This window comes from Paraburkholderia sp. CNPSo 3076, assembly GCF_026343935.1.
GTDB lineage: Bacteria > Pseudomonadota > Gammaproteobacteria > Burkholderiales > Burkholderiaceae > Paraburkholderia > Paraburkholderia nodosa.
The window spans coordinates 80,931-107,258 of sequence record NZ_JAPMAL010000016.1; the positions used below are offsets into that span (position 1 = coordinate 80,931).

Here is a 26,328-nt window from a genome sequence, read left to right on the forward strand (position 1 = left end):
GCGAAGAACCGCTCAGGTTTGCTCGCCTTGCGTCACGCCGCATTCGACCGCGAAGCGATAGAGCTCGATATCGTTGCTGAGCGCGAGCTTCTTCATCGCCGCGCACTTTTGCGCGCTGATCGTCTTGACGCTGCGCCCAAGCAGGCCTGCAATCTCCGTTACGCCGAGTCCAGTTGCGTAGTGCTTGATCACCTCGAACTCACGCCGCGTGAGAATGCGGTGCACCTCTTCGCGCCGCTCGGCGCGCGCCGCTTCCGTGAGCAGGTCGCGCACGACCGGCCCGACGTATTGCTCTTGCGCCATTGCCGACATGATCGCAACCGGGATCAGGTCGATGCGGTCGCGCTTGCTGAGCAGCGCATCCACCTCCATCTCGATGATCTTGCGCAGCACCGAGGCCTCGCTTTCCATGGTGAGGACGACCACGGCCTTTTGCGGGAACCCGGCGCGAAAGGCGCGGATGGCCTCGGGCCCGTCCAGCTCGCCGGGCAACGCCATGTAGAGGTCCATCAGGACGAGATCGAACGCGTTCTGCGCCGCGACTTCGAACAGCTCGGGCACGCTGCGCGCACGCGCGACGATCTGCACGTTGGGATAGTTGGCGAGCATGCTCTCCAACGCATACACGACGAGCGGATGGTCGTCGGCGATGATCACGCGCACCGGCGCCGCGAGGTCGGCCGTATCCGTCATGTTGCGCGCCGCGAGGCAGGCGCGCTGTTCGTCATGGTCGCGCATGGCGCGCTGGGAAGCGGTCGCCGCAGCGGCATGGTCCGGCAGCGATGAGGGAAGCAGGTTCATAGAAGTCCGTACGCCCTGACATAGGCGAAGAGTCCCGCGTCGTTGCTCACGCCGAGCTTCGCCATGGCGTCGCGCTTCTGGCAGCTCACCGTGCGCACGTCGCGGCCGAGGGCGCGCGCAATTTCCGTGATCGAACTGCCGCTCGCGAATTTGCGGACCACCTCCGATTCGCGCGGCGTCAAGCGCGGCAAACACAGGTCGGACGGCCCGGCGGCGGCCGCGAGTTCGCGCTCGATGGCCGGGCTGAGATGGGCGAGACCCAGGGCGGCGGCGCGCACGATGGCTGGGAGATCGTCCATCGGCTCGGTTTTGCGCAACATGGCGACCACGCCCGCGTGCGCCACCGCGCGCAGGAGGACAGCGTTCGCAACGCTGGTCAGCACGACCACGGGGATATGCGGCCAGTCGCGGCGCAAACGTTGCACGAGGCGCAGGCCGTCCTCGGCTTCGCCGGAGACAGTCGGCATATTGAGGTCAGTGACCACCACGTCGCACGAGACAGTTTCGAGCGTCTGCAACAACTCGCGCGCGCCGCACGCTTCCCCCACGACCTCGATATCGTCTCCCGCGAGGAGCGCCGAGCGAACGCCAAGCAGAACGAATGGATGATCGTCTGCGAGAACGACACCTAGCTTCACACTGAATCTCCTTCGAGGTGGATTTGCGTGGTTGCGATGCGGCAAGTTCGTTCATCTGACCATTGAAAAGCCGCCGTCGAAATCGGAGATTTCCGAAACGTTAAATATTGCTTATGTTCCGCTTGCTCACGAGTTATGTCTGATCGTGACGACTTTGTAGAATCATTTCGCACCTCGATCCGACTTCTTGAGACAAATCCTATACAAGGTCCTGTCAAGCCGCGGCACGCGCGCGAGCGCGTTGTCGACTCCCGCCGGTGCGCCCGGCGTCGCTGCGCTCGTGCGGCGCCGCGAATGCCGGCCATGCCAGCGCGGCGCAAAGCGCGGCCGCCGACCAGACCGCCGGCCACCCGAACCACGACAACAGCAGCGGGATCGCCGAAGGCGCGACGAAGAACGCTACGAACGCGCCGGTGTTGCCCATGGCGAGTGCAGTTCCCACCCGACCGTTGCCCGCGAGCATCGCGAGTTCCGTGAAGGCAACGCCGTGCCAGGCGGAAGCGGCGATACCGCCAAGCACGATCACTGCGGCGAGTAGCGTGACGAACGCAGCGCTTGCGCGATGCGCTGGCGAGGCAAAAGCCGTCAACGCCGCGAGCCCAACAAACAGCGCGACGGTGAGCGCCGCGCAGCCGCGCAACCAGATGCGCCGATCGCCGTGCCGGTCTGTCCATCGCCCGCCGTACACACGCATGAACGCGGCACCGCCCTGCACGGCAGCAAGCGTCGCGCTGACTGCCGCCGTACCCGCATGGCCGACGTCATGCAGGAAAATGCTCGCGAACGAGAGCACGGCCACCTGGGGAATGCACAGCACGCCAATGCCCGTCACCATGCGCCACACGGTGACGCTGCGCAGCGGCGAGACTGCGCGTTGTGCCTGCGCGAGCGCTTCGTGAGCGACAAGTGACGCATGCGCGGCGTCCTGTTCGTGCGCGGGTTCGTGCAACCAGACGATCGTGAGCACGGTGGAAATCAGACACATCGCAGCGAGTGCGCCGTACACGGCTGCGAATCCCGCATGCTCGGCGAGCGCGGGCAGCACGAGCGCGCCAAGGCCGCCGCCGGCCGGCACGGCGGTTTGCCGAATGCTCATCGCAAGGCCGCGCTCGTGGCTGGCGAACCACGCCATCACCGCTCGCCCGCTCGAGCCGTTCACGCTTCCCCCAAGCAGGCCGAGCGCGAGCAGGCCAACCGCGAGCGTCGTCGCGCTGGGCGTGTGTGCGCCCGCCGGTGCGCCCCAGAGCGCCATCGCAACGAGTGCGAGCGCTGTCGTGGAAAGCCCCGTGAGCAGCACGCGCCGGTCGCCCCAGCGGTCCGTCAGGAGTCCCCATGGAAGTTCGCTCAGCACGATGCCAAGTCCCAGCATGCCGAGCACGACGCCCAGTTCGCCCGTGCCGATGCGGTAATCCGAGCGGATCAACACGCCCGTTGCGGGAATGCCGCCGAGCGCTGCCGCAAAACTGGCGTTGGCCGCCACGCCCACCGCGAGCACTTTCCAGCGGTGTGCCGCGCCCCGCGTCGTACTGCGTCCCATGATGACCTCCAGAAAAACGGTTGACTGAGGGCATCGTAGAGGCGCAACATCTATCGGAAAAGCGGGAAATTCCAATTCGTATATTCGGAATTTCCGAATCATGAAATTGCATGAAACGCACCGGATCAAGCTGAACCAATGAACGCACGCGGTTTCGATCTCGCGCAACTGCGCACGTTTATCGCCGTGACAGAAGCGGGCAGTGTCTCCGCGGGTGCGCAGCGGGTGTTCCTCTCGCAGTCGTCGGTGAGCGAGCAGCTCAAGAAGCTCGAGGAGCGCGTCGGCCAGCCGCTTTTCGTGCGCAGCAAGCAGGGCATGACCGCCACGCCCGCGGGCGCGAAGCTGCTCGACCATGCGCGCCGCATCGTCGCGCTTTGCGACGCCGCCTTCGACGACATGCTCGGCCGCACGCTCGACGGCGAAGTGCGCATTGCGATCACGGACTATTACCGGCCGCACGACGTCGCCGAGATCATCCGGCGCTTCGCGAACCAGCATCCGCGCCTGCGTCTGCACGTGACCGTGCTGCCGAGCGCCGTGATCGACAGCAGCGCCGACGATAACGCCTACGACATCGGCTTATCGCTGCGGCTGATGGAGGAAGGCCGCGGCACGCACAAGAGCACGTCGATACGGCGCGAAAAACTGGTGTGGGTCGGCGCGACGCAAACGCTGCGCGAGCGGCCCGCGCTCACCCCGCCCTGGCCGCTCGTGCTGCTGCCGGCGACCTGCCAGTTGCAGCGTCGCGTCGTGAGGTTGCTCGACGAAGCGCGCATGCCCTACCTGATTTCGCATTCGGCTTCGGGTGTGGCCGGGCTGCAGCTCGCGCTCAAGGCGGGGCTGGGGATCTCGTGTCTGAACGAGTCGGCGATCGGCGAAGGACTGATGCCCTGCCCGGCTTCATTCGGCTTACCCGCGCTGCCTGCGGCCGAATTCCATTTGCTGCCGGGCCAGCCTGGCGAGTCCGCGCACGTGACGAACGCGCGCGCGGCGCTCGCGGAACTGCTCGTTTGAGGCGCTTTAGCCGGCGGCCTGAACCAGCTCGGCAAAGCGCAGCAGATCGACGTTGCCCCCGGAGATGAGCACGCCCACGCGCTTGCCGCGCACGTCCACCTTGCCGTGCAGCACGGCCGCCGCCGCGAGGCAGCCGGTGGGTTCGACCACGAGCTTCATGCGGCTCGCGAAGAACTTCATCGTATCGACGAGTTCCGCGTCGCTCACCGTGACGATCTCGCTCACGCGTTCGCGAATCACCGCGAAGGTCAGGTTGCCGAGATGCTGGGTTTGCGCGCCGTCGGCAAGGGTCTTCGGCGTGTCGATGTGGACGATCTCGCCCGTGCGCAGGCTGCGCTGACCGTCGTTGCCGGCCTCGGGCTCGACGCCGATCACCGTGCATGCGGGCGAGAGTGCATGCGCGGCAGTCGCACAGCCCGAGAGCAGCCCGCCGCCGCCAAGCGGCGTGAGCAACAGGTCGAGCTCGCCCGTTTCCTCGAACAACTCCTTGGCGGCGGTGCCCTGGCCGGCCATCACGTGCGCGTGGTCGTACGGCGGAATGAGCGTGAGGCCGCGCTCGGCCGCGAGCCGTTTGCCGAGCGCCTCGCGGTCCTCGGTATAGCGATCGTAAAAGACGACCTCGCCGCCATAGCCGCGCGTGGCCTCCACCTTCACGGCGGGCGCGTCGTGCGGCATGACGATCACGGCCTTCACGCCGAGCAGACGCGCCGACAGCGCGATCGCCTGCGCGTGGTTGCCCGACGAAAACGTGATCACGCCGCCCGCCTTCTGCTCAGGCGTGAATTGCGCGATCGCGTTATAGGCGCCGCGGAACTTGAACGCGCCCATGCGCTGCAGGTTCTCGCATTTGAAGAAAAGCTGCGCGCCCGTGCGTTCGTTCGCGGTACGCGAAGTCAGAACCGGCGTGCGGTGCGCGACGCCACGCAGGCGTTCGTGGGCGGCTGCGACGTCTTCGAAGGTAATAGGCAGAGGGCTCATGGTCGTTCTTCGGCTGGCAGGTAGGTGTAGACGGTCGAGCGCGCAACGCCGAGCGTGGTGGCCACGTCGGCGAGCGCATGACGCAGGTTCAGCATTCCGTTTGTCGCGAGTTCGCGCACGGCCTCACGGCGCTGCGCGAGCGTCATGCCGATGGGCGTGGTGTTGCGCGTGGCGGCGAAGCGTTCGAGCGCCTCGCGCACGCAGCCCACGCCGCGCGGCGCGAGCGTTTCGGCGACAGGCGCAGCCGCGCTGGTCTGGATCAGCTGGCCGAGGCCAGCCGTCACCGCGCCGATCAGCGACACATCCATGTTCAGGCAGAGGGCCGCGACGTACTCGCCCGCGCTGTTCTTCAGGCCGATGGATGTGCTTTTAGCCGGACGCCCGTCGGGAAAACGGTTCGGATAGTTGGCCACGACTTCGGGAAAGCCGGAGTCGGTGATGCGCGCGAGACCCATTTCGGTGGCGGCGTCGCCAACTTGCCGTCCTGACAAATTGTTCGCGATCGCCACGACGGAGTGCTCGGGCCGCGTGAGGTCGTGCAGCACCACCTCGACGAGCGGCGCGAGCGTCTGGCCGAGCGCCGCGACGATCTTCCCGCCTTCGCGCAGGAGCAGCGCGTTTTCGTCAGTGGATTGGCCGGAACGGGTTTTGCGGGTGGGCATCATGATATTGGACATTTTGACAGTTAATGACTGAATGTCAATCGCTTGAACTGATCGCTGAGAGAGTTGCCGTGCCTGGCCGCCCGATGCGTGAAAAAAAAACCCCGCCCGAAGGCGAGGTCAATCAGACACGAAGAAACACTACACACTGCATTGCGACTCAGACCGTGAAGCGCTCGCTGACGAACTGCGTGGACGGCACGCGCGCGCGCGCCGCCACCGCCTGCGCAGCGCTCACCATCGCGGGCGGACCGCAAACATAGAGGTCGGGCGCCGCGCCACCCTCCGCGAGCGCGGCGGCGAGCGCGTCGACGGGGGTGCTGTGCGAGCCTTGCCAGCCATCACCCGCTTCGCGCACGCAAAGCTCGACGTGCAGTTGCGGCAGCGCCGCGCGAAGCGCCTCCAGTTCGTCGAGCAGGAAAAGCTCGCTCTCGCGATTTACGCCGTAAAAGAGCCGCGCGTCGTTCATTTCCCCGAATTCGGCCATGCGGCGCAGCATCGAGAGCACGGGCGCGAGACCCGTGCCGCCCGCCACGAACCAGCGCGGGCGCAGACTGTCGGCGATCAAACCGAAGCCGCCCTGCGGGCCGTGGACGGTGAGCACGTCGCCCGGCTGCGCCCGCTCGCGCAGATACGCCGAAAACTCGCCTTGCGGCCGCAGCCGGATGAGGAACTCGAGGCGCCCCTCCCAGTTGCTCGTGTTGGAAAGCGAAAATGGGCGCTTCACGCCGCCTTCCGGCAACTCAAGCTCCGCGAACTGGCCCGCCTCGAACTCGGCGGCGCTGCCGCTCGTGTCGTCGGCATCGAGCAGCAGTTCGAGACGGCGCGTGTCGTCGGCGATCGTTTCCAGCGCGGCGATGCGCGCCGTGCGCGCGGCAACCGGCTGCAGCAGCACCTTCGTGCCTTCGTACGGCGCGGCGACGCGCAGGTCCGCCGAAGGTCTCGTGCGGCACAGCAGAACCGCCTGCGGATCGCCGGACGGCAACGCGTCCGCACTGTGGTCGCCGAACGTGTACGCCCCTTCGGTCACGGTGGCGTGGCACGCGCCGCAGCTGCCGCGCCGGCACTGCGAGGGCAGCGTGATATCCGCCGCCGCCGCCGCGCTCAGCACGTCCTGCCCCGGCTCGCACGCGAAGCCGAACGCCTGGCCGTCGCGCGTGGTGAGCTCGATTTGATAACTCATGACGTTTTCACCCGCGCTCGCGCGGCCTTGCGTGAGAGGGCCGCGGCGAGGTCCGCTTGCACCTCGCCGATCGGCGAGATCCCGAACTGCTTGACGAGAATGTCGAGGACGTTCGGCGTGAGGAAGGCGGGCAACGTCGGTCCGAGATGGATGTTGCGCAGGCCGAGCGCGAGCAGCGTGAGCAGCACCGCGGCGGCCTTCTGCTCGAACCACGACACCACGAGCGTGAGCGGCAGATCGTTCACACCGCAGTCGAAGGCCTTCGAGAGCGCGATGGCGATCTGGATCGCCGAGTAGCTGTCGTTGCACTGGCCCAGATCGAGCAGGCGCGGAATGCCGCCGATGTCGCCGAACGCGTGGCGATTGAAGCGGTACTTGTTGCAGCCGAGCGTCATGACGACGGTGTCGTCGGGCGCGCCCTGGGCGAACTCGGTGTAGTAGTTCCGGCCGGGCGCAGCGCCGTCGCAGCCGCCGATCAGGAAGAAGTGGCGGATCTGGCCGGCCTTCACCGCGTCGATCACCTTGTCGGCCACGCCGAGCACCGTATTGCGCGCAAAGCCGATGGTGATGGTTTCCTCTGGCGCCGTTTCGCGGAAGCCCGGCAGCGCGAGCGCGGCCTGCACGACGGGTGCGAACGCGTGATGCTCGAGATGGCGCACGCCGGCCCAACCTACCGGCCCCGTCGTGAAGATGCGCTGACGGTACTGCGGCAGCGGCTCGATCAGGCAGTTGGACGTCATCAGGATCGGGCCGGGGAAGTTCGCGAAGTCCGATTGCTGGTCCTGCCATGCGCCGCCGCAGTTGCCGGCCAGATGCGGATAAGCCTTGAGCTTCGGGTAAGCATGCGCGGGCAGCATCTCGCCGTGCGTGTAGATCTGCACGCCGGTGCCCTGGGTGGCTTCGAGCAGCGCCTCGAGATCGCCGAGGTCGTGGCCCGAAACCAGGATGGCTTTGCCCGCCGCCGGCGTCACGCGCACGGCAGTGGGTTCGGGCATGCCGAAGCGACCCGTGTTCGCCGCATCGAGCAGTTCCATCACCTTGAGGTTCAGGTTGCCGAGCGCGAGCGCATGTTCAAGGATATCGCCGGCCTGCGTGGGTTCGCTCGCGAGAAACACAAGCGCCGCCTCCACGCCCGCGTAGACCTCTTCGCTCTCGTAACCGAGCACGCGCGCGTGATGGGCGTAAGCACACACGCCTTTGAGACCGTAGAGCACGAGGGCGCGCAAGCCCACGACATCCTCGCCCACCTTCGGGAGTCCGGCCCTGATGCCGACGAGCGCAGCCTGCGCCTGCAGTTCGGCGAGATCGTTGCCCGGTTGCCAGAGCGCGGCGCCGCCCGGCTGCGCAGCGGCAACGCCTTGCGCAAGCGCGAGCGCCTCGCAGGTCGACTTCACGCGATCGCGATGTTGCGCGGCCTCGCGCAGCATTGCCACGAAACGGCTGGCGTTGAAATTGACGTTGGTGAGCGTTGTGAACAGCGCGTAGAGCATGAAGCGGTCGGCTTCGCGATCGGGGCTGCCGAGGCCGCGCGCGCGAGCGCCATACTGTGCGATACCCTTGGCCGCGTAGATCAGCAGGTCCTGCAGATCCGCAGTGGTGGCGTCCTTGCCGCAGTTGCCCTTGGCCGAGGCGCACCCCGGTGTGGCCTGGGTGCGGTCGGTCTGTTCACATTGATAGCAAAACACGGCTTTCTCCTTTTCCTTGTGGGGCGACGGCGCGAGCAGTCTTGTAAGATGCAGAACTAATACATCTTTTAAATGGTGACGCGCCGGCGGGAGTTTTGCCGTGACAAAAATCAGAAAACGTGTCGCTCGAGGCGGATAAGCGACTGTGTGTGCGAAAACGTCGCTGCGGGTCGGCGCTCGACTCGCTCATTTGCTACGTTCGCTCAGTTCGCTCGGTCCGCACGCCGAAATGAAAAGCCCCGGCTCGACCGCGAGGTCGAGCCGGGGCTTCAGGTCCTGCAGATGCGTTCGGACGCTTTAAAACGGAATATCGTCGTCCATCTCGTCGAAGCCGCCGCCGGCCGGCGCGCTCGAACGGCCGCCACCTGCGCCGCCGCCAGCGCCACCACCGCTCGAACGCGGCGCGCCGCCACCGCCCGAAGCGCGGCCGCCGCCGCGCGGTGCGGACTGCTCACGGCTGTAGCCGCCGTCGTCGCCCATGTCGCTGCCCGCCGAGGCGCCGCCGCTGCGGCCACCCAGCATCTGCATCTGGTCGGCGACGATTTCCGTCGAGTAACGGTCGGTGCCGTCCTGCGCTTGCCACTTGCGCGTGCGGATGCGGCCTTCGATATACACCGACGAGCCCTTCTTCAGGTACTCCGAGACGATCTCGGCCAGGCGCCCGAAGAACGACACGCGGTGCCATTCGGTCATTTCCTTGAACTCGCCGGACGCCTTGTCCTTGTAGCGGTCGGTCGTGGCGAGGCGAATGTTCGCCACGGCATCGCCGCTCGGCAGATAGCGCACTTCCGGTTCGGCGCCGAGGTTGCCGACGAGGATCACCTTGTTCACGGATGCCATGAATTTCTCCTGTTTAATTCCGTTGCGAGGAGCGGCCGCGCGGTGCGTGCCAGGGAGCGCCTGAGGTGTCTCATGCGCCTGCACCGGTCACGGACCGCCTCCGCGAATTGCGTTGCTGTGAACCTTTGGTTCTAACTCAGGCCCGCCTGGGTCAAGCCCGCCTGGCTTCTGCCCGCTTGGGCGGCGCCTTCATATTGGCCGCGATTATAAGCCAGCACAAGACGAGCCCCGAGCACGTGTAAAACACGGCGCTCGCGCCTTCGTGCTTGAGGATCCATCCGCCCACCACGCCGCCGAGCGCGAGCCCGATCGACTGCGTGGTGTTGTACACGCCCGTGGCCGCGCCCTTGCGGTTGCCCGGCGCGAGCTTCGATACGAGCGAAGGCTGCGAAGCCTCCAGGATGTTGAAGCCGAGGAAGTACACGAACAGCACGGCCGACACGATGACAAGTGTATGCGCGAGCGAGCCGAGCAAAAGCTGGCCGATCAGGATAAGACCGATCGCAGAAACGAGCACGGCCTTCATCTTGCCCCGCTTTTCCGCGACGATAATGGCCGGCACCATCATGACGAACGCGAGGCCCATGACCGGCAGATAGATCATCCAGTGCGACGCGACCGGCAGGCCCGCGTCCACGAGCAGGCGCGGCACGACGAGAAAGAGCGCCGTCTGCGTGGCGTGCAGCACGAGCACGCCGAAGTTCAGGCGCAGCAGTTCGACGTTGTGCAGCACCTCGGCGAACGGGGCGCGCACGTGCACGGGCTTGCTGGGCGCGTCGGGCACGACCCAGATCACCACGCCCACCGCGAGAATCGAGAACACCCCGACCAGCGCGAACAGGCCGCTCATGCCGACCCAATGGAACACGATCGGCGCGCCGACGATGGCCACGGCGAACGACATGCCGATCGAGCCCCCCACCATCGCCATGGCCTTGGTGCGGTGTTCCTCGGCGGTCAGGTCGGCGATGAACGCCAGCACGGCCGACGATACCGCGCCCATGCCCTGGATCACCCGCCCGACGATGATCCACGTCATGTCGTGCGCGCCCGCCGCGACAAAGCTGCCGATCGCGAAGATGACAAGGCCGGTCGCGATGACGGGCTTTCTGCCCACCATGTCCGAAACCCAGCCGTAGAAAATATAGAGAAGCGACTGCGTGACGCCGTACGCGCCGAGCGCGATGCCGACCAGCAGAAGGTTGTCGCCGCCGGGAATGGTTTTCGCGTAGACGGAAAACACCGGCATGATCATGAAGAGACCGAGCATGCGCAGCGCGAAGATCGCCGCGAGCGAGACGGTCGCGCGCAACTCGGGCGCGCTCATGCGTGAGGATGTAGCGGGTGAATTGGAGGACATCGGAGCGTTATGTGTTTGGACCGCAAGTGCCCGCACGTTTGTTGACCGGGACGCTCCCTGACGCGCCTCTTTCGAGGCCCTTGCACTCGCCGCTCCGGGCCCTTTCAAAGACCGTCAGCAAGCCGTAACGGCGGTCTGGAAAAGTCGTTATAGTAGCAGGTTTGGTTTCCCTTTCTCCCGCAGGTTCATGGAACAGATCCGTATCCGTGGGGCCCGAACCCACAACCTGAAGAACGTCAATCTGGACCTGCCGCGCCACAAGCTCGTGGTCATCACCGGGCTTTCGGGCTCGGGCAAGTCCTCGCTGGCGTTCGACACGCTCTACGCAGAAGGCCAGCGCCGCTACGTGGAAAGCCTCTCGGCCTACGCGCGCCAGTTCCTGCAGCTCATGGAGAAGCCCGACGTCGACCTGATCGAGGGTCTGTCGCCGGCGATTTCCATCGAGCAGAAGGCCACGTCGCACAACCCGCGCTCCACCGTCGGCACCGTCACCGAGATCCACGACTATCTGCGGCTGCTTTACGCACGCATCGGCACGCCCTACTGCCCGGACCACGAGATTCCGCTGGAGTCGCAAAGCGTCTCGCAGATGGTGGACGCCGCGCTGGCCCTCCCCGAAGAAACGAAACTGATGATCCTGGCTCCCGTGATCGTGGACCGCAAGGGCGAGCACGCCGAGCTGTTCGACGACATGCAGGCGCAGGGTTTCGTGCGCTTTCGGGTGCGCTCGGGCGGCGGCACGGCCAACGAAGGGGAAGCGAAGATCTACGAGGTGGAGTCGCTGCCCAAGCTCAAGAAGAGCGAGCGCCACACCATCGACGTGGTGGTGGACCGCCTGAAGGTGCGCCCCGACATGAAGCAGCGCCTCGCGGAGTCGTTCGAAACCGCGCTGCGTCTGGCCGACGGCCGCGCCATCGCACTCGAAATGGACACCAACCGCGAGCACCTGTTCAGCTCGAAGTTCGCCTGCCCGATCTGCTCGTATTCGCTGCCGGAGCTGGAACCGCGCCTCTTCTCGTTCAACAACCCGATGGGCGCGTGCCCCGAGTGCGACGGTCTGGGCCAGATCACGTTTTTCGATCCGAAGCGCGTGGTCGCGCACCCGTCGCTGTCGCTCGCGGCGGGCGCCGTGAAGGGCTGGGACCGGCGCAACCAGTTCTACTTCCAGATGCTGCAGAGCCTGGCCGCGTTCTACGACTTCGACATCGACACCGCGTTCGAGGACCTGCCGGAGAAAGTGCGCAAGATCCTGCTCTACGGCTCCGGCAAGCAGGAGATTCCGTTCTCGTACATCAACGAGCGCGGCCGCACTTCAGTGCGCGAGCATGTCTTCGAAGGGATCATCCCGAACCTGGAGCGCCGCTACCGCGAGACCGACTCGGCCGCCGTGCGCGAGGAGCTTTCGAAGTACCAGAACAACCAGGCCTGCCCGCACTGCGAAGGCACCCGTCTGCGCCGCGAGGCGCGCTTCGTGCGCATCGGCGCAGGCGAAGAGGCGCGTGCCATTTATGAAGTGAGCGGCTGGCCGCTGCGCGACACCCTCGGCTACTTCCAGACGCTGCACCTCGAAGGTGCAAAGCGCGAGATCGCCGACAAGGTGGTCAAGGAAATCGTCGCGCGCCTCATGTTCCTCAATAACGTCGGGCTCGACTATCTCTCGCTCGAACGCAGCGCCGAGACGCTTTCCGGCGGCGAGGCGCAGCGCATCCGCCTCGCCTCGCAGATCGGCTCGGGCCTGACGGGCGTGATGTACGTGCTCGACGAGCCGTCCATCGGCCTGCACCAGCGCGACAACGACCGCCTCATCTCCACGCTCAAGCATCTGCGCGACCTCGGCAATTCGGTGATCGTCGTCGAGCACGACGAGGACATGATCCGCATGGCCGACTACGTGGTCGACATGGGTCCGGGCGCGGGCGAGCACGGCGGCATGGTGATTTCGCAAGGCACACCAGGCGAAGTCGAGCACGATCCGGCCTCGATGACGGGCCAGTACCTCTCGGGCGCGCGCCGCATCGACTATCCCGACGAGCGCCTCGAGCCCGGCGAGCGCCGCCTGCGCATCGTCGAGGCCCACGGCAACAACCTCAAGCACGTGACGCTCGACCTGCCCGTCGGTCTTTTGACCTGCGTGACGGGCGTCTCGGGCTCGGGCAAGTCCACGCTCATCAACGACACGCTTTATCACGCCGTGTCGCAGCATCTGTATGGATCGTCTGCGGAACCGGCGCCGTTCGAGGCGATCGAGGGCCTGGAGCACTTCGACAAGGTCATCAACGTCGACCAGTCGCCGATCGGGCGCACGCCGCGCTCGAACCCGGCCACCTACACGGGCCTCTTCACGCCCATCCGCGAACTGTTCGCGGGCGTGCCGGCCGCCAAGGAACGCGGCTACGAGTCGGGCCGCTTCTCGTTCAACGTGAAGGGCGGGCGCTGCGAAAGCTGCCAGGGCGACGGCGTGCTCAAGGTGGAAATGCACTTCCTGCCCGACGTGTACGTGCCCTGCGACGTCTGCCACGGCAAGCGCTACAACCGCGAGACGCTGGAGATTCAATACAAGGGCCGGAACATCAGCGAAGTGCTCGACATGACGGTGGAAGCCGCCTACGAGTTCTTCAAGGCGGTGCCGGTGGTGGCGCGCAAGCTCAAGACGCTGCTCGATGTGGGCCTCGGCTACATCCGCCTCGGCCAGTCGGCCACCACGCTCTCGGGCGGCGAGGCGCAGCGCGTGAAGCTTTCACTCGAGCTTTCCAAGCGGGACACCGGCCGCACGCTGTATATACTCGACGAGCCGACCACGGGCCTGCACTTCCACGACATCGCGCTTTTGCTGGAAGTGATTCACCGGCTTCGAGATCAGGGCAACACGGTGGTCATCATCGAGCATAATCTCGATGTAATCAAAACCGCCGACTGGGTCGTGGACATGGGACCGGAAGGCGGCGCGGGCGGTGGGCAGATCGTGGCCCAGGGGACGCCCGAACAGGTGGCGAAGTCGAAGGCAAGCTTCACGGGCCGCTATCTCGCGCCGCTGCTCAAGCGCCAGATCGCCGCGCTGGACACGGCCTCGGGCAAATGACCCGCCAGGCGGGCTGACAACCGGGCCGGAAATTTAGCAGTAGAAATAGCTGCAGCGACAACGGGTCGGGGGCGCTTGCGCCCCCTAGTTTGGAGACGGAATACACCCAACATGGTCAAGCGCAACGAAGCGACCGAAGATAAACAGGTGCGCGACCTGCGGCCACGGCCGGTCAGGCTCACGAGCGACATGAGCCTGCCGAAGCTTTCGGCAGTGGAAATCGGCAGCTATGTGGCCGCGCTCGCCGGCATGCTGGCAATCCTGCACCTGAACCTGCTCGGCGCGCTGCTCGCGGGCATGCTCGTGTTCCAGCTCGTTCATACCATTTCGCCGCTCATCGAGCGGCGCATGTCGAGCAGCCGCGCACGCTGGCTCTCCGTGGTGCTGGTTTCCATCGTGATCGTGGGCGTGCTCACGGGGCTCACCGTGGGCGTCATCGAGCAGTTCGAAAGCGACGTGCCGAGCGTGCAGAAGGTCATGGCGCAGATGATGACGTTCGTCGACCAGGCGCGCGGGCGCATTCCCGAGTCCATCGCCGCCTATCTGCCCGTGGACGTCGCCCAGATGAAGCTCAAGGCGCTCGCGCTCATGCACGAGCACGCCACCCAGCTCGGCCAGGGCGGCAAGAACGCCGCGCGTATCTTCGGACATATCGTGATCGGCATGATCATCGGCGCGATCATCGCCATTGGCGCGCAGAAGAACGCCACGCGGCTGCCGCTTTCCACGGCGTTCGTCGCACGCGTGTCCCGTTTCGCCGACGCGTTCCGCCGCATCGTGTTCGCGCAGGTGAAGATTTCGTCCATCAACACGGTGTTCACCGGCCTCTTTCTCCTGCTCGCGCTGCCGTTGTTTCACGCGCCGCTGCCGCTCGCGAAGATGCTGGTCGTGGTGACCTTCGTGGTGGGCCTCTTGCCCGTGATCGGCAACCTGATCTCGAACACGCTGATCGTCGCCATCGCGCTCACCGTGAGCCTGCCCGCGGCGGTCACGGCGCTCGTGTTCCTCATCCTGATCCACAAGCTCGAATATTTCCTGAACGCGCGCATCGTGGGCGGCCAGATCGAGGCGCGCACGTGGGAGCTGCTCGTCGCGATGCTCGTGATGGAAGCCGCGTTCGGCATTCAAGGCGTGATCGCCGCGCCGATTTTCTACGCGTATATCAAGCGCGAACTGATTTATCTGCGGCTCGTCTGAGCCGCTCTCTCCCAGGCCCGCGCGCGGCCTTCAGCGCCCGCGCGGCTCGCCGGGCACGTCGGTCATGCCGTCGTGCCCCATGGCGTAGATCGCCACCTGCACGCGGCTCGTGAGATTGAGCTTGCGCAGAATGTTGCGCACGTGAATCTTCACCGTGCTCTCCGCCAGGTCGAGCGTACGCGCAATCTCCTTGTTGCTCGCGCCGCGCGCCAGCTCGCGCACGATGTCGCGCTCGCGCGCCGTGAGCGTCTCCGCGCTCGCACGCGCGGCGCCAGTCGCGCCGGTCACGCCGGTCGAATGCGCAGGCTTGCGCATCTGCTCCACGAGTTTCGCCGTCATGTGCTCGGTAATGACCGGCTGGCCGCTCGCGGCCTTGCGGATCGCCGCGACCAGCGCGTCGGCGTCGATGCTCTTGAGCAGGAAGCCACGCGCCCCCTCGCGCATCGCGGCGGTGAGTTCGTCGGCTTCCTCGGAGACGGTGAGCATCACGACCGCCGTGTCGGGCAGGTCTTCCACCAGCAGTTGCAGCGTTTCGAGCCCCGAGAGGCCCGGCATGTTCAGGTCGAGCAGGATGACGTCGGGCAGGTGCTGCTTCGCGCGCTTGACGCCTTCCACGCCGTCCGACGCTTCGCCCACCACTTCCAGGTCGGGCTGGCGCTGCAGGAGCGCGCTCACGCCCGAGCGAAAGAGCGTGTGGTCGTCGATGAGCAGGATGCGTATGGTCATGGGGATCGTTATCTTGTCGCGATGTCTTCCAATTCTGATCGTGACGCCGTCGGCCAGGTTCATTGGCCACATTCACGCGGCCATGCGGCTCGCGGCGGGCAGCACCAGTTCGACGCGCGCGCCGCGCCCCGGCGCGCTCTGCAGCGTGAGCACGGCGGCTAGACGTCTCGCGCGCTCATGCATGATGTGAAAACCCACGTGCGATTCGCCGCGCGAGGCGATATCGGCGGGATCGTAGCCCACGCCGTCGTCTTCGATTGTCAGGCGGAAGTCGCGCGCATTCACGACACTCACCTGTACGTGCAGCGCCTGGGCATGCTTGCGCGCATTCGAGAGCGCCTCCTGCAGCACGAAGAGTACCTGCAGCTGCTGGTCGGGCGGCAGCGGCGGCCCGTCTTCGTCGCGATAGTCGAGCGTCAACTCGGCGTCCGACTGGCGGCGAAAGCGCGCCACGGTGTCCTCCACGGCGAGGCGCAACTTGCCCGGGCCGAGCTTCGTGCGGAAATTCAGCAGCAGTTCGCGCACGTCGTCGTAGCTTTCCTCTACGCCGCCCGCGAGCAGCGGCACGATCTCGCGGATCTCGTCGAGGTCGCCCCGCCCGGCCGCCCCGTCGAGCAGGTGTACCTGCATCTTCAGGAAGCTCAGGCCTTGCGCGATGCTGTCGTGCAGCCCCTGAGCGACGAGATTGCGCTCCTCGGACACGGCGAGCTGGCGCCCGAGCGCCACGAGCCGACGGTTCATGAGCGCGACGCCCAAGTGGCGGCCGAGCGTCTGGAGCAGCTGAACGCCCGACGGCGCAATCTCCCGCTCGCGCCGGAAGTGCAGCGAGAACGTGCCGAGCGTCTCGTTCTGCGCGACGATGGCCGACACCGCGACGCTCACGAAGCCTGCCTTCAGGCAGCGCTGCGTGAAAGCCCCGCTCAGGCCGCTTTCTCCACTTTCTGCGCCGGCTGCGCGCGCGCCTGGCTGCGCCATCAGGCCGAATACGACTGGCGCCTCGGCCGTGGCGCCCCCGCACGCACAGTCCGCCGCCGGCATGCACTGCTCCGCGCGCGTGATCGATTCGGGCATGCCTTCCGAGACGAGCAGATGCAGATTGCCGTCGTCAGGCGAAACGACGCGCACCGTGCCGCCATCGGCGTCGAATTCGCGCATCACGCGCGTGAGGAAATCGTGGCACAGGCTTTCCGCCGGGCCCGGCGTGTTGAGAAACGCCGCCATCTCGTAGAGCGTGGCGAGTTCGCGGTTTTGCGCCGCCAGTTGCGCGGTCTTGGCGTCCACACGCTCGGCAAGGTCCTGGTACAGCGCCTGCAGCTCCGCGACCATGCGGTTGAAACCTTGCGTGAGATGACCGAACTCGTCGTACGTTTCGACCGGCAACCGTGTGTCGAACTCGCGCGCCTCGATGCGCGCGAGCCCGTCCTGCAAGCGCTGCACGGGCGCCACGAACCACTGGTAAAGCAGATAGACGATTGCCATCGTGCCTACACACGACAGCGCCGCGAGCGCGACCTGTGAAATGCGCAGCCACGCGGTCTTGCGCGCGTTCTCGCGCTCGATCAGGCTGACGAGCCGGTTCGCGTCGTCGACGAAGCCGGGCAGCAGGCCGATGTACGTCGAGGGCTCGCCCCCGCTGGCGGCGAGGTCGCTCAGCGCAGCGGGTTTGAGCGTGTGGTTCCAGGCAGCCGCGACCCGTTCGAACTGCGCGTGGATGCCCGCATCGGCGGGAAGAAAGAGCGGCCGCGCCGGATCGCCGTCGCGCAATTCGCGCAGCGTCTCGTCGAGCTGGCGCATCTGGGCGTCGACTTGCGAAGGCTTGCCGGTGCGGCCTTCCCACAGTGCGATCGCCACCGCGTTCGCGCGCATGCGCAGGCTGCCCGCGTCGTTGATCGCGGCGGCGCCGCCCTCGAGCTGCCAGGAAAGCCAGAGCGTGCCGCTGATCATCGCGAGCACGAGCGCGAGCGCGACCGTGGAAAGCACAACGATGCGCGTGGAGAGCCGCTTCGGGAACGGCGCTTCCTGCGCGGCGGCAGAAGCGGCAGAAGCGGCAGATGCGGCAGATGCGGTTGCGGAGTCGGAAGACGGAGTCATGGCCGGGACCGGGAATCGGCTGCGCCGAAACGGCGGCGCCTATACCGACATTATCTGACGGAGTGCAGCCGATCGCGCGCTATGTCGCGGTGTGCACCGCCAACTGCGACACTATGCGTCAGATCGCCTGCCTCGCGGGCGAGTCCCGGCGAACCACGTTGCGCGCCCCCGGCGTATGCACATCGTGAAAAAAGCGGGGAATGCGAGTGAGCTCGCTCCCCGCGAAGAACGGCCATCCCCACGGCCGTCCAGAGGCAAACGTTGGCCGCTAGCGGCTGCGCACGAGCTGCCAGGCGCGCGAGAGATAGGTGATCGAGGCGAACCCGCTCCACACGTGCACGAGCCGCGTGAACGGGAAGATCACGAACAGCGTCATGCCCATGAAGAGGTGCATGCGGAAGATGAGCGGCGCGTCTGCCACGAAGCTCGCGGCGTCGCCGCGGAACGTGACGATGTGCTGCGCCCAGGTCATGAGCCGCACCATCATCGCGCCGTCCATGTGGCTAGCCGATTCGCCGATGGTGCTCAGCCCGAGCAGCAGCGTGACGAGCAGCCACAACAGCAGCACCTTGTCGCCCACGCGCGTCACGGCCGAAACGCGCGCGTTCGAAAGCCGCCGGTGCAGCAGGATCGCGAGGCCCACCAGACACATCGAGCCCATCACGCCGCCGGCGACCATCGCCACGAGCTGCTTGACCGCGTGCGGCACGCCGAGCCAGTCCCACACAGCGACGGGCGTGAGCAGACCGAACAGATGTCCGAAGAAAAGCCCGAGCACGCCGACGTGGAAGAGGATATTGCCAAGGCGCAAATGCCCGCGATAGAGCAGCTGCGAGCTGTCCGCCTTCCACGTGTACTGCTCGCGCTCGAAGCGCGCGAGGCTGCCGAACAGGAAGATGGCGGCGGCAATATACGGATAGATGCCGAACAAAAACTGATTGAACGTGTTCATGGCGATTCCTTTGCGCAGGCAGCCGCAGTGGTCGCGGCAAACTGCGCTCGCGGGTGGAACTGAACGACCTGCGGCGAGTTGCTCGCGCCGAACGCGTGCGTGAGCGGCTCCACGCCGTCCGCGCCGGTGCCGAAACGTTCGAGCGCCTCGTCCATGTCGCGCACGGGCGCGCCCACGAGCGGCAGCGGCTCGACATCGGTCAGCTCGCACAGCACCGTGAAGATGCCCGCGTAGGGGCTTTCACTCTTCTCGAGCTGATTGCCGAGCGCGGCGAGCACGTGAATCGCCTCGCCGAGCAGCGCGCGCGCCTCGTCCTCGCCGATCAGGCCGAGCACTTCGAGAAAGAGCGGCACGTAGTCGGGCAGTTCGCTCGTCGCGACGTCGAGGCCGTGGTTGCGGTATTCGTCGAGCAGATCGACCATCGCCTGGCCTCGCGCGCGGCTCTCGCCGTGCACGTGCTCGAACAGATGCAGCGAGTGGCGCGGATTGCGGTCGAAGGTGGCCACGTACGCTTCCTGCGACTCGACGAGCGAGCACTCGCGCAGCGCCGCGATGAGCGGCGTCAGTTCGCCCGCGGCGAATGCGCCGTTCGGCAGGGCTTCGAGCGCGGCTTCGATCTCGTCGAGCGCGTCGAGCAAGGGCTGCTCGGGATAGTCGAGCAGCGCAGAGAGAACCGGATAAATCGACATGATGGTGTCCCCCGCTCAAGCTTCAGACGGCGTCTTGCGACGCGACTTCGGCATATCGACATACACCACGCTGCCTTCGACCTTCGAGCCGAACAGCGAGCCCTCGGAAACGCCGCCCGAACACCCGTTGCCGAACGAGAAGCCGCAACTGCCCTTTTCGTTGAACGAATCCTCGACCATTTCCTTGTGCGACGACGGCACGACGAAGCGGTCCTCGTAGTTTGCTATCGCCATGGTGCGGTACATGTCCTCGACCTGCTCGGGCGTGAGGCCCGCGCGCGCGAGAACCGCGTTGTCGTTCACGCCGTCCACGGCCTGGGTGCGCTTGTAGGCGCGCATCGCCAGCATGCGGTTGAGCGCCGAAATCACGGGCTTTTCGTCGCCGGCGGTGAGCAGGTTGGCGAGATAGCGCATGGGAATGCGCAGGCTCGCCACGTCGGGAATCACGCCGTCCATGCCGATATGGCCCGCGTCCGCGGCCGACTGGATCGGCGAAAGCGGCGGTACGTACCAGACCATCGGCAGCGTGCGGTACTCGGGGTGCAGCGGGAACGCGATCTTCCACTCGACCGCCATGCGGTACACGGGCGAGCGCACGGCGGCGTCGAGCCAGCTCTGCGGCACGCCCTGGCGGCGCGCCTCGGCCTGAATGGCGGGATCGTGCGGATCGAGGAATACGTCGAGCTGCGACTGATACAGATCCTGCGTCGATTCGACCGATGCCGCCTCGCTGATGCGGTCCGCGTCGTAAAGCATCACGCCCAGATAACGGATGCGGCCCACGCACGTTTCCGAGCAGACGGTAGGCTGCCCCGCCTCGATGCGCGGATAGCAGAAGATGCACTTCTCGGCCTTGCCGCTCTTCCAGTTGAAGTACATCTTCTTGTACGGGCAACCCGAGATGCACATGCGCCAGCCGCGGCACTTGTCCTGGTCGACGAGCACGATGCCGTCGTCTTCGCGCTTGTACACCGAGCCCGAGGGGCACGACGCCACGCACGCGGGATTCAGGCAGTGTTCGCACAGGCGCGGCAGGTACATCATGAAGGTATTCTCGAAGGTCGAATACATCTCCTTCTGCACGTTCTCGAACAGCTTGTCGCGGCTGCGCGAGGCGAACTCGCCGCCCAGGTCGTCTTCCCAGTTGGGACCCCAATGGATCTTGTCCATCTTCTTGCCAGTGATGACCGACACGGGGCGCGCGGTGGGCGGCGTCTGCGAGAGGCGCGCCTTCTGCAAATGCTCGTAGTCGTACGTGAACGGCTCGTAGTAGTCGTCGATGCCGGGCAGGTTCGGGTTGGCGAACAGGTTGGCCAGCACCTTGAGCTTCGGGCCCTGGCGCGGCTCGATCTTGCCGTTCGGGTTGCGGACCCAGCCGCCGCTCCACTTCTCCTGGTTCTCCCATTCCTTCGGATAGCCGATGCCGGGCTTCGTCTCGACGTTGTTGAACCACGCGTACTCGACGCCATCCCGCGACGTCCACACGTTTTTGCACGTGACGGAGCACGTATGACAGCCGATGCACTTGTCGAGGTTCAGGACCATCGCCACCTGGGCGCGGATTTTCATGATGCGGCTCCTTCCTTCATCGGGCCTTCCAGCCACTCGACCTTCTTCATCTTGCGCACGATCACATACTCGTCGCGATTGCTGCCGACGGTGCCGTAGTAGTTGAAGCCATACGCCAGTTGCGCGTAGCCGCCGATCATGTGCGTGGGCTTGAGCACCGTGCGCGTGACCGAGTTGTGAATGCCGCCGCGCATGCCGCTCGTTTCCGCGCCCGGAACGTTGATGATCTTTTCCTGCGCGTGATACATGAGGCACATGCCACGCGGCACGCGCTGGCTCACCACGACGCGCGCAGTGAGCGTGCCGTTCACGTTGAACGCCTCGACCCAGTCGTTATCGACGAGACCCGCCTCCTTCGCTTCGGCTTCCGAGACCCAGACGTGCGGGCCGCCACGCGACAGCGTGAGCATGCGCAGGTTGTCCGTGTACGTGGAATGGATGCCCCACTTCTGGTGCGGCGTGATCCAGTTCAGCACGAGTTCGTGCTCGCCGTTGGGTTTCGCGCCGAGCATCGGCGAGGTCGTCTTCGTGTCGATGGCGGGCTTGTAGTTGCAGAGCCCCTCGCCGAAGTCGAGCATCCAGCGGTGATCCTGATAGAACTGCTGGCGGCCCGTGAGCGTGCGCCAGGGAATCAGCTCGTGCACGTTCGTATAACCCGCGTTGTAGCTCACCTCTTCCGATTCGAGGCCCGACCACGTAGGCGCGGAGATGATCTTGCGCGGTTGCGCCTGCACGTCGCGAAAGCGGATCTTGTCGTGCTCGCGGCCTTCGGCCAGATGCGTGTGATCGCGGCCCGTGATCTTCGAGAGCGCGTCCCACGCCTTCACCGCTACGTGGCCGTTGGTTTCCGGCGCGAAGGTCAAGATCATTTCGGCGGCGTCGATGGCCGTTTCCAGACGCGGGCGTCCCTCGGCCGCGCCGCGGTTCTGCTGGATGCCCGTGAGCTGTGCGAACTCGCCCACCTCGTGCACGGTGTTCCAGTTGATGCCCTTGCCGCCGTTGCCGAGCTTTTCGAGCAGCGGCCCGACGGAGGTGAACTTGTTGTAGATCTCGCGATAGTCGCGCTCCACGAGCGTCATCGAAGGCGCGGTCTTGCCGGGGATCAGATCGCATTCGCCAAGACGCCAGTCCTTCGGCTCGAACTCCTGGCCGAGTTCGCCCGGTGTATCGTGCATGAGCGGCGTGCACACGAGGTCGGTGCGCTTGCCCAGAAGCGCGCCGCCGATCTCCGAAAACTTCTTCGCGATGGCCTTGTAGATCTCCCAGTCGGTCTTGCTCTCCCACAGCGGCTGCACCGCCTCCGAAAGCGGATGGATGAACGGGTGCATGTCCGACGTGTTGAGGTCGTCCTTCTCGTACCACGTGGCCGAAGGCAGCACGATATCGCCGTACAGGCACGTCGTGCTCATGCGGAAGTCGAGCACCGTGAGCAGGTCGAGCTTGCCTTCGGCCGCTTCGCGCACCTTCACTTCGGCGGGCTTGATCGCATCGGCTTCGTCGCCGAACAGTGCGTTCTGCGTGCCGAGCAGGTACTTGAGGAAATACTCGTGCCCCTTGCCCGAGCTGCCCATGATGTTCGAGCGCCACACGAACATGTTGCGCGGAAAGTTCGCGGGATTGTCGGGGTCGTCGCAGGCGAAGTTCAGGGCGCCCGACTTCAATTGATCGACGGTGTACTGCACCGGCGGCACGCCTGCGCGCTGCGCGGCGTCCACCACGTCGAGCGGATTGGCGCCCAGTTGCGGCGCCGAAGGCAGCCAGCCCATGCGCTCGGACTTCGCGTTGAGGTCGAGCATCGACAGGTTCTTGTAGCGTTCGCGGTCCGCGCCCGGGCCAAGAATCTCGTCCAGACTCACCTTCTCGTGACGCCACTGGCTCGTGTGGTTGTAGAAGAACGATGTGCCGTTCATCTGGCGCGGCGGGCGCGACCAGTCGAGCGCGAACGCGAGGGGCGCCCAGCCGAACTGCGGACGCAGCTTTTCCTGGCCCACGTAGTGCGCCCAGCCGCCGCCGCTCTGGCCGATACAGCCGCACATCATCAGCAGATTGATGATGCCGCGGTAGATCATGTCGTTGTGGTACCAGTGATTGAGCGCCGCGCCGACGATCACCATGCTCTTGCCGCGCGTGCGGTCGGCGTTGTCGGCAAACTCGCGCGCCACCTGGATCACGAGCTTGCGCGGCACCGTGGTGTGCTTCTCCTGCCATGCGGGTGTGCAGGGCACGTCGTCGTCATACGAGGACGCGACGTTCGGGCCGCCGAGCCCCTGGTCGACGCCGTAGTTGGCCATCTGCAGGTCGTAGACGGTGGCGACCAGCACGCTCGTGCCGTCCGCCAGCGCGACGCGCTTCGCGGGCACGCGGCGCGCGAGCAGCGCGCCATGTTCGCCGCCGAAGTACGGGAAGCCCACCTCGACCACTTCGTCATGCTGATCGACGAGCGAAAGGCGCGGATCGATTTCGCGGCCGCTGCCGCCGTCCCTCATTTCGAGGTTCCAGCGGCCCACCTTCTTGCCGCCGTCGTGCTCGCCTTCGCCCCAGCGGAAACCGATCGAGCCGTTCGGCGCGACGACGTCGCCCGTGGTCGCATCGATGGCGAGCGTCTTCCAGTGCGGGTTGTTCGCTTCGTCGAGATTCGCGGCGAGTTGCGACGCGCGCAGGAACTGGTCCGGCACGAGCGCGCCATCGCGCTTCGCGAGCGTGACGAGCATCGGCATGTCGGTGTACTGCTTCACGTAATCGCGGAAATACGCGGACTTCGCCGTTGCGTGAAACTCCTTGAGCACCACGTGGCCCATCGCGAGCGCGAGCGCCGCGTCGGTGCCCTGCTTCGGCGCGAGCCAGATATCGCCGAACTTCACCATCTCGCCGAAGTCGGACGACACTGCGACCGTCTTCGTGCCCTTGTAGCGGACCTCGGTGTAGAAGTGGGCGTCGGGCGTGCGCGTTTGCGGCACGTTCGAGCCCCACACCATGAGATACGTGGAGTTGTACCAGTCGGCCGATTCGGGCACGTCGGTCTGCTCGCCCCATACCTGCGGCGAGGAAGGCGGCAAGTCGCAATACCAGTCGTAGAACGACAGACACGCCCCGCCGATCAGGCTCAGATAACGCGCGCCCGCGGCGTACGAGACCATCGACATTGCTGGAATGGGTGAGAAACCCACCACGCGATCGGGACCGTACTTGCCGATGGTGTAGGCGTTGGCCGCCGCGATCATCTCGGTGGCCGTGTCCCACCCGGCGCGCACGAAGCCGCCCTGGCCGCGCGCGCTCTTGTAGTGAGCCGCCTTCTTCGGGTCCTCGACGATCGAAGCCCATGCCTTGACCGGGTCGAGCGTCTTGCGCGCCTCGCGCCACATTTCGATCAGGCGCCCGCGGATCATCGGGTACTTCACGCGCTGCGCCGAATACACGTACCAGCTATACGATGCGCCACGCGGGCAGCCGCGCGGTTCGTGATTGGGCAGGTCAGCACGCGTGCGCGGATAGTCGGTCTGCTGCGTTTCCCACGTGATCAGGCCGTTCTTCACGTAAACCTTCCACGAGCACGAGCCCGTGCAGTTCACGCCGTGGGTCGAGCGTACGATCTTGTCGTGCTGCCAGCGGCTGCGATAGCCGTCTTCCCACTTGCGGTCCTCGTTCACCACCGCGCCGTGGCCCTTCGAAAACGTCGACTTCACGCGCGACATGAACTTCAACCGGTCCAGAAAATAACTCATCAGGTTCTCCGGGACTGCTGCTGGAATCGATCGATCGCGCCTGTCGCCGTCCGCTTGCGTTGCAAGCCTGGCGACGGGCAGCTGTATCGTTCCAAGTATGGCGAGCAGGTGCGTGCCTGCCCATTCATCAACGGGAGAGTTCGCACTACTCCCAAAGGACTAATCCGATTCAGCAAGGCGTGGACGCGTTGCGGCGCGCATAGAAGAACCACGTCACCGCCGCGCACACCACGTAGAAGCCGATAAAGCAGACGAGCGCGCCGACCGGTGACCCGCTCATGTCGAGCGACGAGCCAAAGCTCTTCGGAATGAAGAAGCCGCCGTACGCGCCCATCGCGCCCGCGAAGCCGAGCACCGCCGCCGATTCCTTGCCCGCTTCGGCGAGCGCGCTGCGCTGCGCCTCATCGCCCTTGCCCTTCTCGGTGCGTTGATGGTGCGTGAGAAAGATCACGGGAATCATGCGGAAGGTCGAACCGTTGCCGATGCCGGTGAGCGCGAACAGCACGACGAACATCGCGAGGAAGCCGGCGAAGCTGCCCTGTGCGCCGCCCAGCGCGCCGCCCGGCAGGAACACGATTACGCCCATCACCGCGATGATCATCGCGAGGAAGGTCCAAAGCGTGACGCGCGCGCCGCCGAGCTTGTCCGAGATCCAGCCGCCAACTGGGCGCGTGATCGCGCCAGCGAGCGGCCCGAGGAAGGCCCATGCAGTCGGGTTGATGGCGGGAAACTCCGCCTTCGTGAGAAGCGCGAGGCCAGCCGAGAAACCGATGAACGAGCCGAACGTGCCGACATACAGAAAGCACATGATCCAGTTGTGCGCGCGGCGGAAGATCACCGCCTGCTCACGGAACGAGGCCTTCGCATCGGCGATGTCGTTCATGCCGAACCACGCGGCGAACGAAGACACGACGATGAGTGGAATCCACACGAAGCCTGCGTTCTGCAGCCAGATGCTGTGCTCGACGCCGTCCTTCACGTAGGTCTGCCCGTCGCCGAGCAGGCCAGCGAACACGGCCGTCGAGATGACGATCGGCGTGACGAACTGCACGAGCGAGACACCGAGGTTGCCGATGCCCGCGTTGAGGCCGGTGGCAAAACCCTTGCGCGCCTTCGGGAAGAAGAAGCTGATGTTCGCCATCGACGAGCTGAAGTTCGCGCCGCCAAGACCGCACAGCAGGGCAAGCACGAGCAGCGTCGAATACGAGGTGGACGTATCGCGCAGCGCGAAGCCCATGCCGAAGGCCGGGATCAGGAGACTCGCCGTGGAGATCGCCGTGAAGCGGCGGCCGCCGAAAATCGGCACAAGAAACGAATAGAAAATGCGCAGCGTGGCGCCCGAAAGCGCGGGGAGCGCCGTGAGCCAGAAGAGTTCGTTCTTCGTGAAGTGAAAGCCGCCCTTGTCGAGATTGACGACCGTGACGCTCCACAGCGACCACACCACGAACGCCAGCATCAGCGCGGGAATCGAAATCCACAGGTTACGGGTGGCGATCTGCTCGCCAGAAGCCTGCCAGAACCGGGGGTTCTCGGGCTCCCATTGGGTCAGGAGATACTTGGACATGATTGTGCTCGTTCGGTAGGCGCCGCACGCGCGGCGCAGGT

The 26,328-nt window shown here is 65.7% G+C and carries 19 protein-coding genes; 3 read left to right on the forward strand and 16 right to left on the reverse strand.

The genetic code is table 11. The annotated features are described in order from the left end of the window. Window positions 1-12: 12 nt before the first annotated feature. From M3A49_RS19375 to M3A49_RS19385, 3 genes are all read right to left on the reverse strand, one after another. Window positions 13-801, reverse strand: a complete 789-nt coding sequence (locus M3A49_RS19375) for a response regulator (RefSeq protein WP_416338978.1) — start codon at window positions 799-801, stop codon at window positions 13-15. Beyond that, the gene (locus tag M3A49_RS19380) at window positions 798-1,439 is read right to left on the reverse strand and encodes a response regulator transcription factor (protein ID WP_266230261.1); all 642 of its coding nucleotides are present in this window, start codon (window positions 1,437-1,439) and stop codon (window positions 798-800) included. Before M3A49_RS19380 ends, M3A49_RS19375 begins: the two co-directional genes overlap by 4 nt. A gap of 214 nt (window positions 1,440-1,653) precedes the next feature. After that, on the reverse strand, window positions 1,654-2,976 hold the full coding sequence (locus M3A49_RS19385) for an MFS transporter (protein WP_266230262.1): 1,323 nt from the start codon (window positions 2,974-2,976) through the stop codon (window positions 1,654-1,656). Window positions 2,977-3,114: 138 nt separating this feature from the next. On the opposite strand from M3A49_RS19385, the gene M3A49_RS19390 reads away from it, so the two are divergent. Further along, entirely contained in the window at window positions 3,115-3,990 is an 876-nt protein-coding gene (locus tag M3A49_RS19390; protein ID WP_266230264.1) for a LysR family transcriptional regulator, read from the forward strand. A gap of 6 nt (window positions 3,991-3,996) precedes the next feature. Here M3A49_RS19390 and M3A49_RS19395 read toward each other — a convergent pair whose 3' ends face one another. The 6 genes from M3A49_RS19395 to M3A49_RS19420 form a co-directional block, all read right to left on the reverse strand. Further along, window positions 3,997-4,968 carry a threo-3-hydroxy-L-aspartate ammonia-lyase gene (locus tag M3A49_RS19395; protein WP_254352501.1) on the reverse strand — a complete coding sequence of 324 codons (972 nt, stop codon included), beginning with the start codon at window positions 4,966-4,968 and terminating at the stop codon, window positions 3,997-3,999. After that, entirely contained in the window at window positions 4,965-5,633 is a 669-nt protein-coding gene (locus tag M3A49_RS19400) for a helix-turn-helix transcriptional regulator (protein WP_254352502.1), read from the reverse strand. Before M3A49_RS19400 ends, M3A49_RS19395 begins: the two co-directional genes overlap by 4 nt. A gap of 157 nt (window positions 5,634-5,790) precedes the next feature. After that, window positions 5,791-6,813 carry a 2Fe-2S iron-sulfur cluster binding domain-containing protein gene (locus M3A49_RS19405; protein ID WP_266230267.1) on the reverse strand — a complete coding sequence of 341 codons (1,023 nt, stop codon included), beginning with the start codon at window positions 6,811-6,813 and terminating at the stop codon, window positions 5,791-5,793. Beyond that, window positions 6,810-8,498, reverse strand: coding sequence for a hydroxylamine reductase (gene hcp / locus M3A49_RS19410; RefSeq protein WP_266230269.1), 1,689 nt, complete (start codon window positions 8,496-8,498; stop codon window positions 6,810-6,812). The genes M3A49_RS19405 and hcp overlap by 4 nt, the downstream gene beginning before the upstream one ends. A gap of 297 nt (window positions 8,499-8,795) precedes the next feature. Next, complete coding sequence (locus M3A49_RS19415; RefSeq protein ID WP_266230271.1) at window positions 8,796-9,338, reverse strand: single-stranded DNA-binding protein; 543 nt, start codon at window positions 9,336-9,338, stop codon at window positions 8,796-8,798. A gap of 151 nt (window positions 9,339-9,489) precedes the next feature. Continuing rightward, a complete protein-coding gene (locus tag M3A49_RS19420; RefSeq protein ID WP_266230273.1) occupies window positions 9,490-10,665 on the reverse strand; it encodes an MFS transporter in 1,176 nt (391 codons plus the stop codon). A 220-nt stretch (window positions 10,666-10,885) separates the two neighbouring features. Between M3A49_RS19420 and uvrA the strand changes: the two genes are divergently transcribed. Both uvrA and M3A49_RS19430 read left to right on the forward strand, forming a co-directional pair. Then, window positions 10,886-13,777, forward strand: coding sequence for an excinuclease ABC subunit UvrA (gene uvrA, locus M3A49_RS19425; protein WP_254352507.1), 2,892 nt, complete (start codon window positions 10,886-10,888; stop codon window positions 13,775-13,777). 111 nt (window positions 13,778-13,888) lie between these two features. Continuing rightward, window positions 13,889-14,974, forward strand: coding sequence for an AI-2E family transporter (locus M3A49_RS19430; RefSeq protein WP_254352508.1), 1,086 nt, complete (start codon window positions 13,889-13,891; stop codon window positions 14,972-14,974). Window positions 14,975-15,004: 30 nt separating this feature from the next. Here M3A49_RS19430 and M3A49_RS19435 read toward each other — a convergent pair whose 3' ends face one another. The 7 genes from M3A49_RS19435 to M3A49_RS19465 all read right to left on the reverse strand — a co-directional run bounded on the left by M3A49_RS19435 (window position 15,005) and on the right by M3A49_RS19465 (window position 26,287). Then, window positions 15,005-15,700 carry a response regulator gene (locus tag M3A49_RS19435; protein WP_266230275.1) on the reverse strand — a complete coding sequence of 232 codons (696 nt, stop codon included), beginning with the start codon at window positions 15,698-15,700 and terminating at the stop codon, window positions 15,005-15,007. Window positions 15,701-15,772: 72 nt separating this feature from the next. Beyond that, the gene (locus tag M3A49_RS19440; RefSeq protein WP_266230277.1) at window positions 15,773-17,791 is read right to left on the reverse strand and encodes a type IV pili methyl-accepting chemotaxis transducer N-terminal domain-containing protein; all 2,019 of its coding nucleotides are present in this window, start codon (window positions 17,789-17,791) and stop codon (window positions 15,773-15,775) included. A 268-nt stretch (window positions 17,792-18,059) separates the two neighbouring features. After that, window positions 18,060-18,743, reverse strand: a complete 684-nt coding sequence (gene narI, locus M3A49_RS19445) for a respiratory nitrate reductase subunit gamma (RefSeq protein ID WP_254352511.1) — start codon at window positions 18,741-18,743, stop codon at window positions 18,060-18,062. After that, window positions 18,740-19,432 carry a nitrate reductase molybdenum cofactor assembly chaperone gene (gene narJ / locus M3A49_RS19450; RefSeq protein ID WP_266230278.1) on the reverse strand — a complete coding sequence of 231 codons (693 nt, stop codon included), beginning with the start codon at window positions 19,430-19,432 and terminating at the stop codon, window positions 18,740-18,742. The genes narI and narJ overlap by 4 nt, the downstream gene beginning before the upstream one ends. Window positions 19,433-19,447: 15 nt before the next feature. Then, window positions 19,448-21,001, reverse strand: coding sequence for a nitrate reductase subunit beta (gene narH, locus M3A49_RS19455; protein WP_266230279.1), 1,554 nt, complete (start codon window positions 20,999-21,001; stop codon window positions 19,448-19,450). Next, window positions 20,998-24,723 carry a nitrate reductase subunit alpha gene (locus M3A49_RS19460; RefSeq protein WP_266230280.1) on the reverse strand — a complete coding sequence of 1,242 codons (3,726 nt, stop codon included), beginning with the start codon at window positions 24,721-24,723 and terminating at the stop codon, window positions 20,998-21,000. Before M3A49_RS19460 ends, narH begins: the two co-directional genes overlap by 4 nt. 169 nt (window positions 24,724-24,892) lie before the next feature. After that, window positions 24,893-26,287: a NarK family nitrate/nitrite MFS transporter gene (locus M3A49_RS19465; protein WP_266230281.1), complete on the reverse strand. Its 1,395-nt coding sequence runs from the start codon at window positions 26,285-26,287 to the stop codon at window positions 24,893-24,895. Window positions 26,288-26,328: the final 41 nt, after the last annotated feature.

What these genes read in the sequence shown, in the direction of transcription:
- M3A49_RS19375 (WP_416338978.1), bottom strand. Translation starts at nt 801, where the DNA reads ATGAACCTGCTTCCCTCATCGCTGCCGGACCATGCCGCTGCGGCGACC.
- M3A49_RS19385 (WP_266230262.1), bottom strand. Translation starts at nt 2,976, where the DNA reads ATGGGACGCAGTACGACGCGGGGCGCGGCACACCGCTGGAAAGTGCTC.
- M3A49_RS19390 (WP_266230264.1), top strand. Translation starts at nt 3,115, where the DNA reads ATGAACGCACGCGGTTTCGATCTCGCGCAACTGCGCACGTTTATCGCC.
- M3A49_RS19395 (WP_254352501.1), bottom strand. Translation starts at nt 4,968, where the DNA reads ATGAGCCCTCTGCCTATTACCTTCGAAGACGTCGCAGCCGCCCACGAA.
- M3A49_RS19400 (WP_254352502.1), bottom strand. Translation starts at nt 5,633, where the DNA reads ATGATGCCCACCCGCAAAACCCGTTCCGGCCAATCCACTGACGAAAAC.
- M3A49_RS19405 (WP_266230267.1), bottom strand. Translation starts at nt 6,813, where the DNA reads ATGAGTTATCAAATCGAGCTCACCACGCGCGACGGCCAGGCGTTCGGC.
- M3A49_RS19415 (WP_266230271.1), bottom strand. Translation starts at nt 9,338, where the DNA reads ATGGCATCCGTGAACAAGGTGATCCTCGTCGGCAACCTCGGCGCCGAA.
- M3A49_RS19420 (WP_266230273.1), bottom strand. Translation starts at nt 10,665, where the DNA reads ATGAGCGCGCCCGAGTTGCGCGCGACCGTCTCGCTCGCGGCGATCTTC.
- uvrA (WP_254352507.1), top strand. Translation starts at nt 10,886, where the DNA reads ATGGAACAGATCCGTATCCGTGGGGCCCGAACCCACAACCTGAAGAAC.
- M3A49_RS19430 (WP_254352508.1), top strand. Translation starts at nt 13,889, where the DNA reads ATGGTCAAGCGCAACGAAGCGACCGAAGATAAACAGGTGCGCGACCTG.
- M3A49_RS19435 (WP_266230275.1), bottom strand. Translation starts at nt 15,700, where the DNA reads ATGACCATACGCATCCTGCTCATCGACGACCACACGCTCTTTCGCTCG.
- M3A49_RS19440 (WP_266230277.1), bottom strand. Translation starts at nt 17,791, where the DNA reads ATGACTCCGTCTTCCGACTCCGCAACCGCATCTGCCGCATCTGCCGCT.
- narI (WP_254352511.1), bottom strand. Translation starts at nt 18,743, where the DNA reads ATGAACACGTTCAATCAGTTTTTGTTCGGCATCTATCCGTATATTGCC.
- narJ (WP_266230278.1), bottom strand. Translation starts at nt 19,432, where the DNA reads ATGTCGATTTATCCGGTTCTCTCTGCGCTGCTCGACTATCCCGAGCAG.
- narH (WP_266230279.1), bottom strand. Translation starts at nt 21,001, where the DNA reads ATGAAAATCCGCGCCCAGGTGGCGATGGTCCTGAACCTCGACAAGTGC.
- M3A49_RS19460 (WP_266230280.1), bottom strand. Translation starts at nt 24,723, where the DNA reads ATGAGTTATTTTCTGGACCGGTTGAAGTTCATGTCGCGCGTGAAGTCG.
- M3A49_RS19465 (WP_266230281.1), bottom strand. Translation starts at nt 26,287, where the DNA reads ATGTCCAAGTATCTCCTGACCCAATGGGAGCCCGAGAACCCCCGGTTC.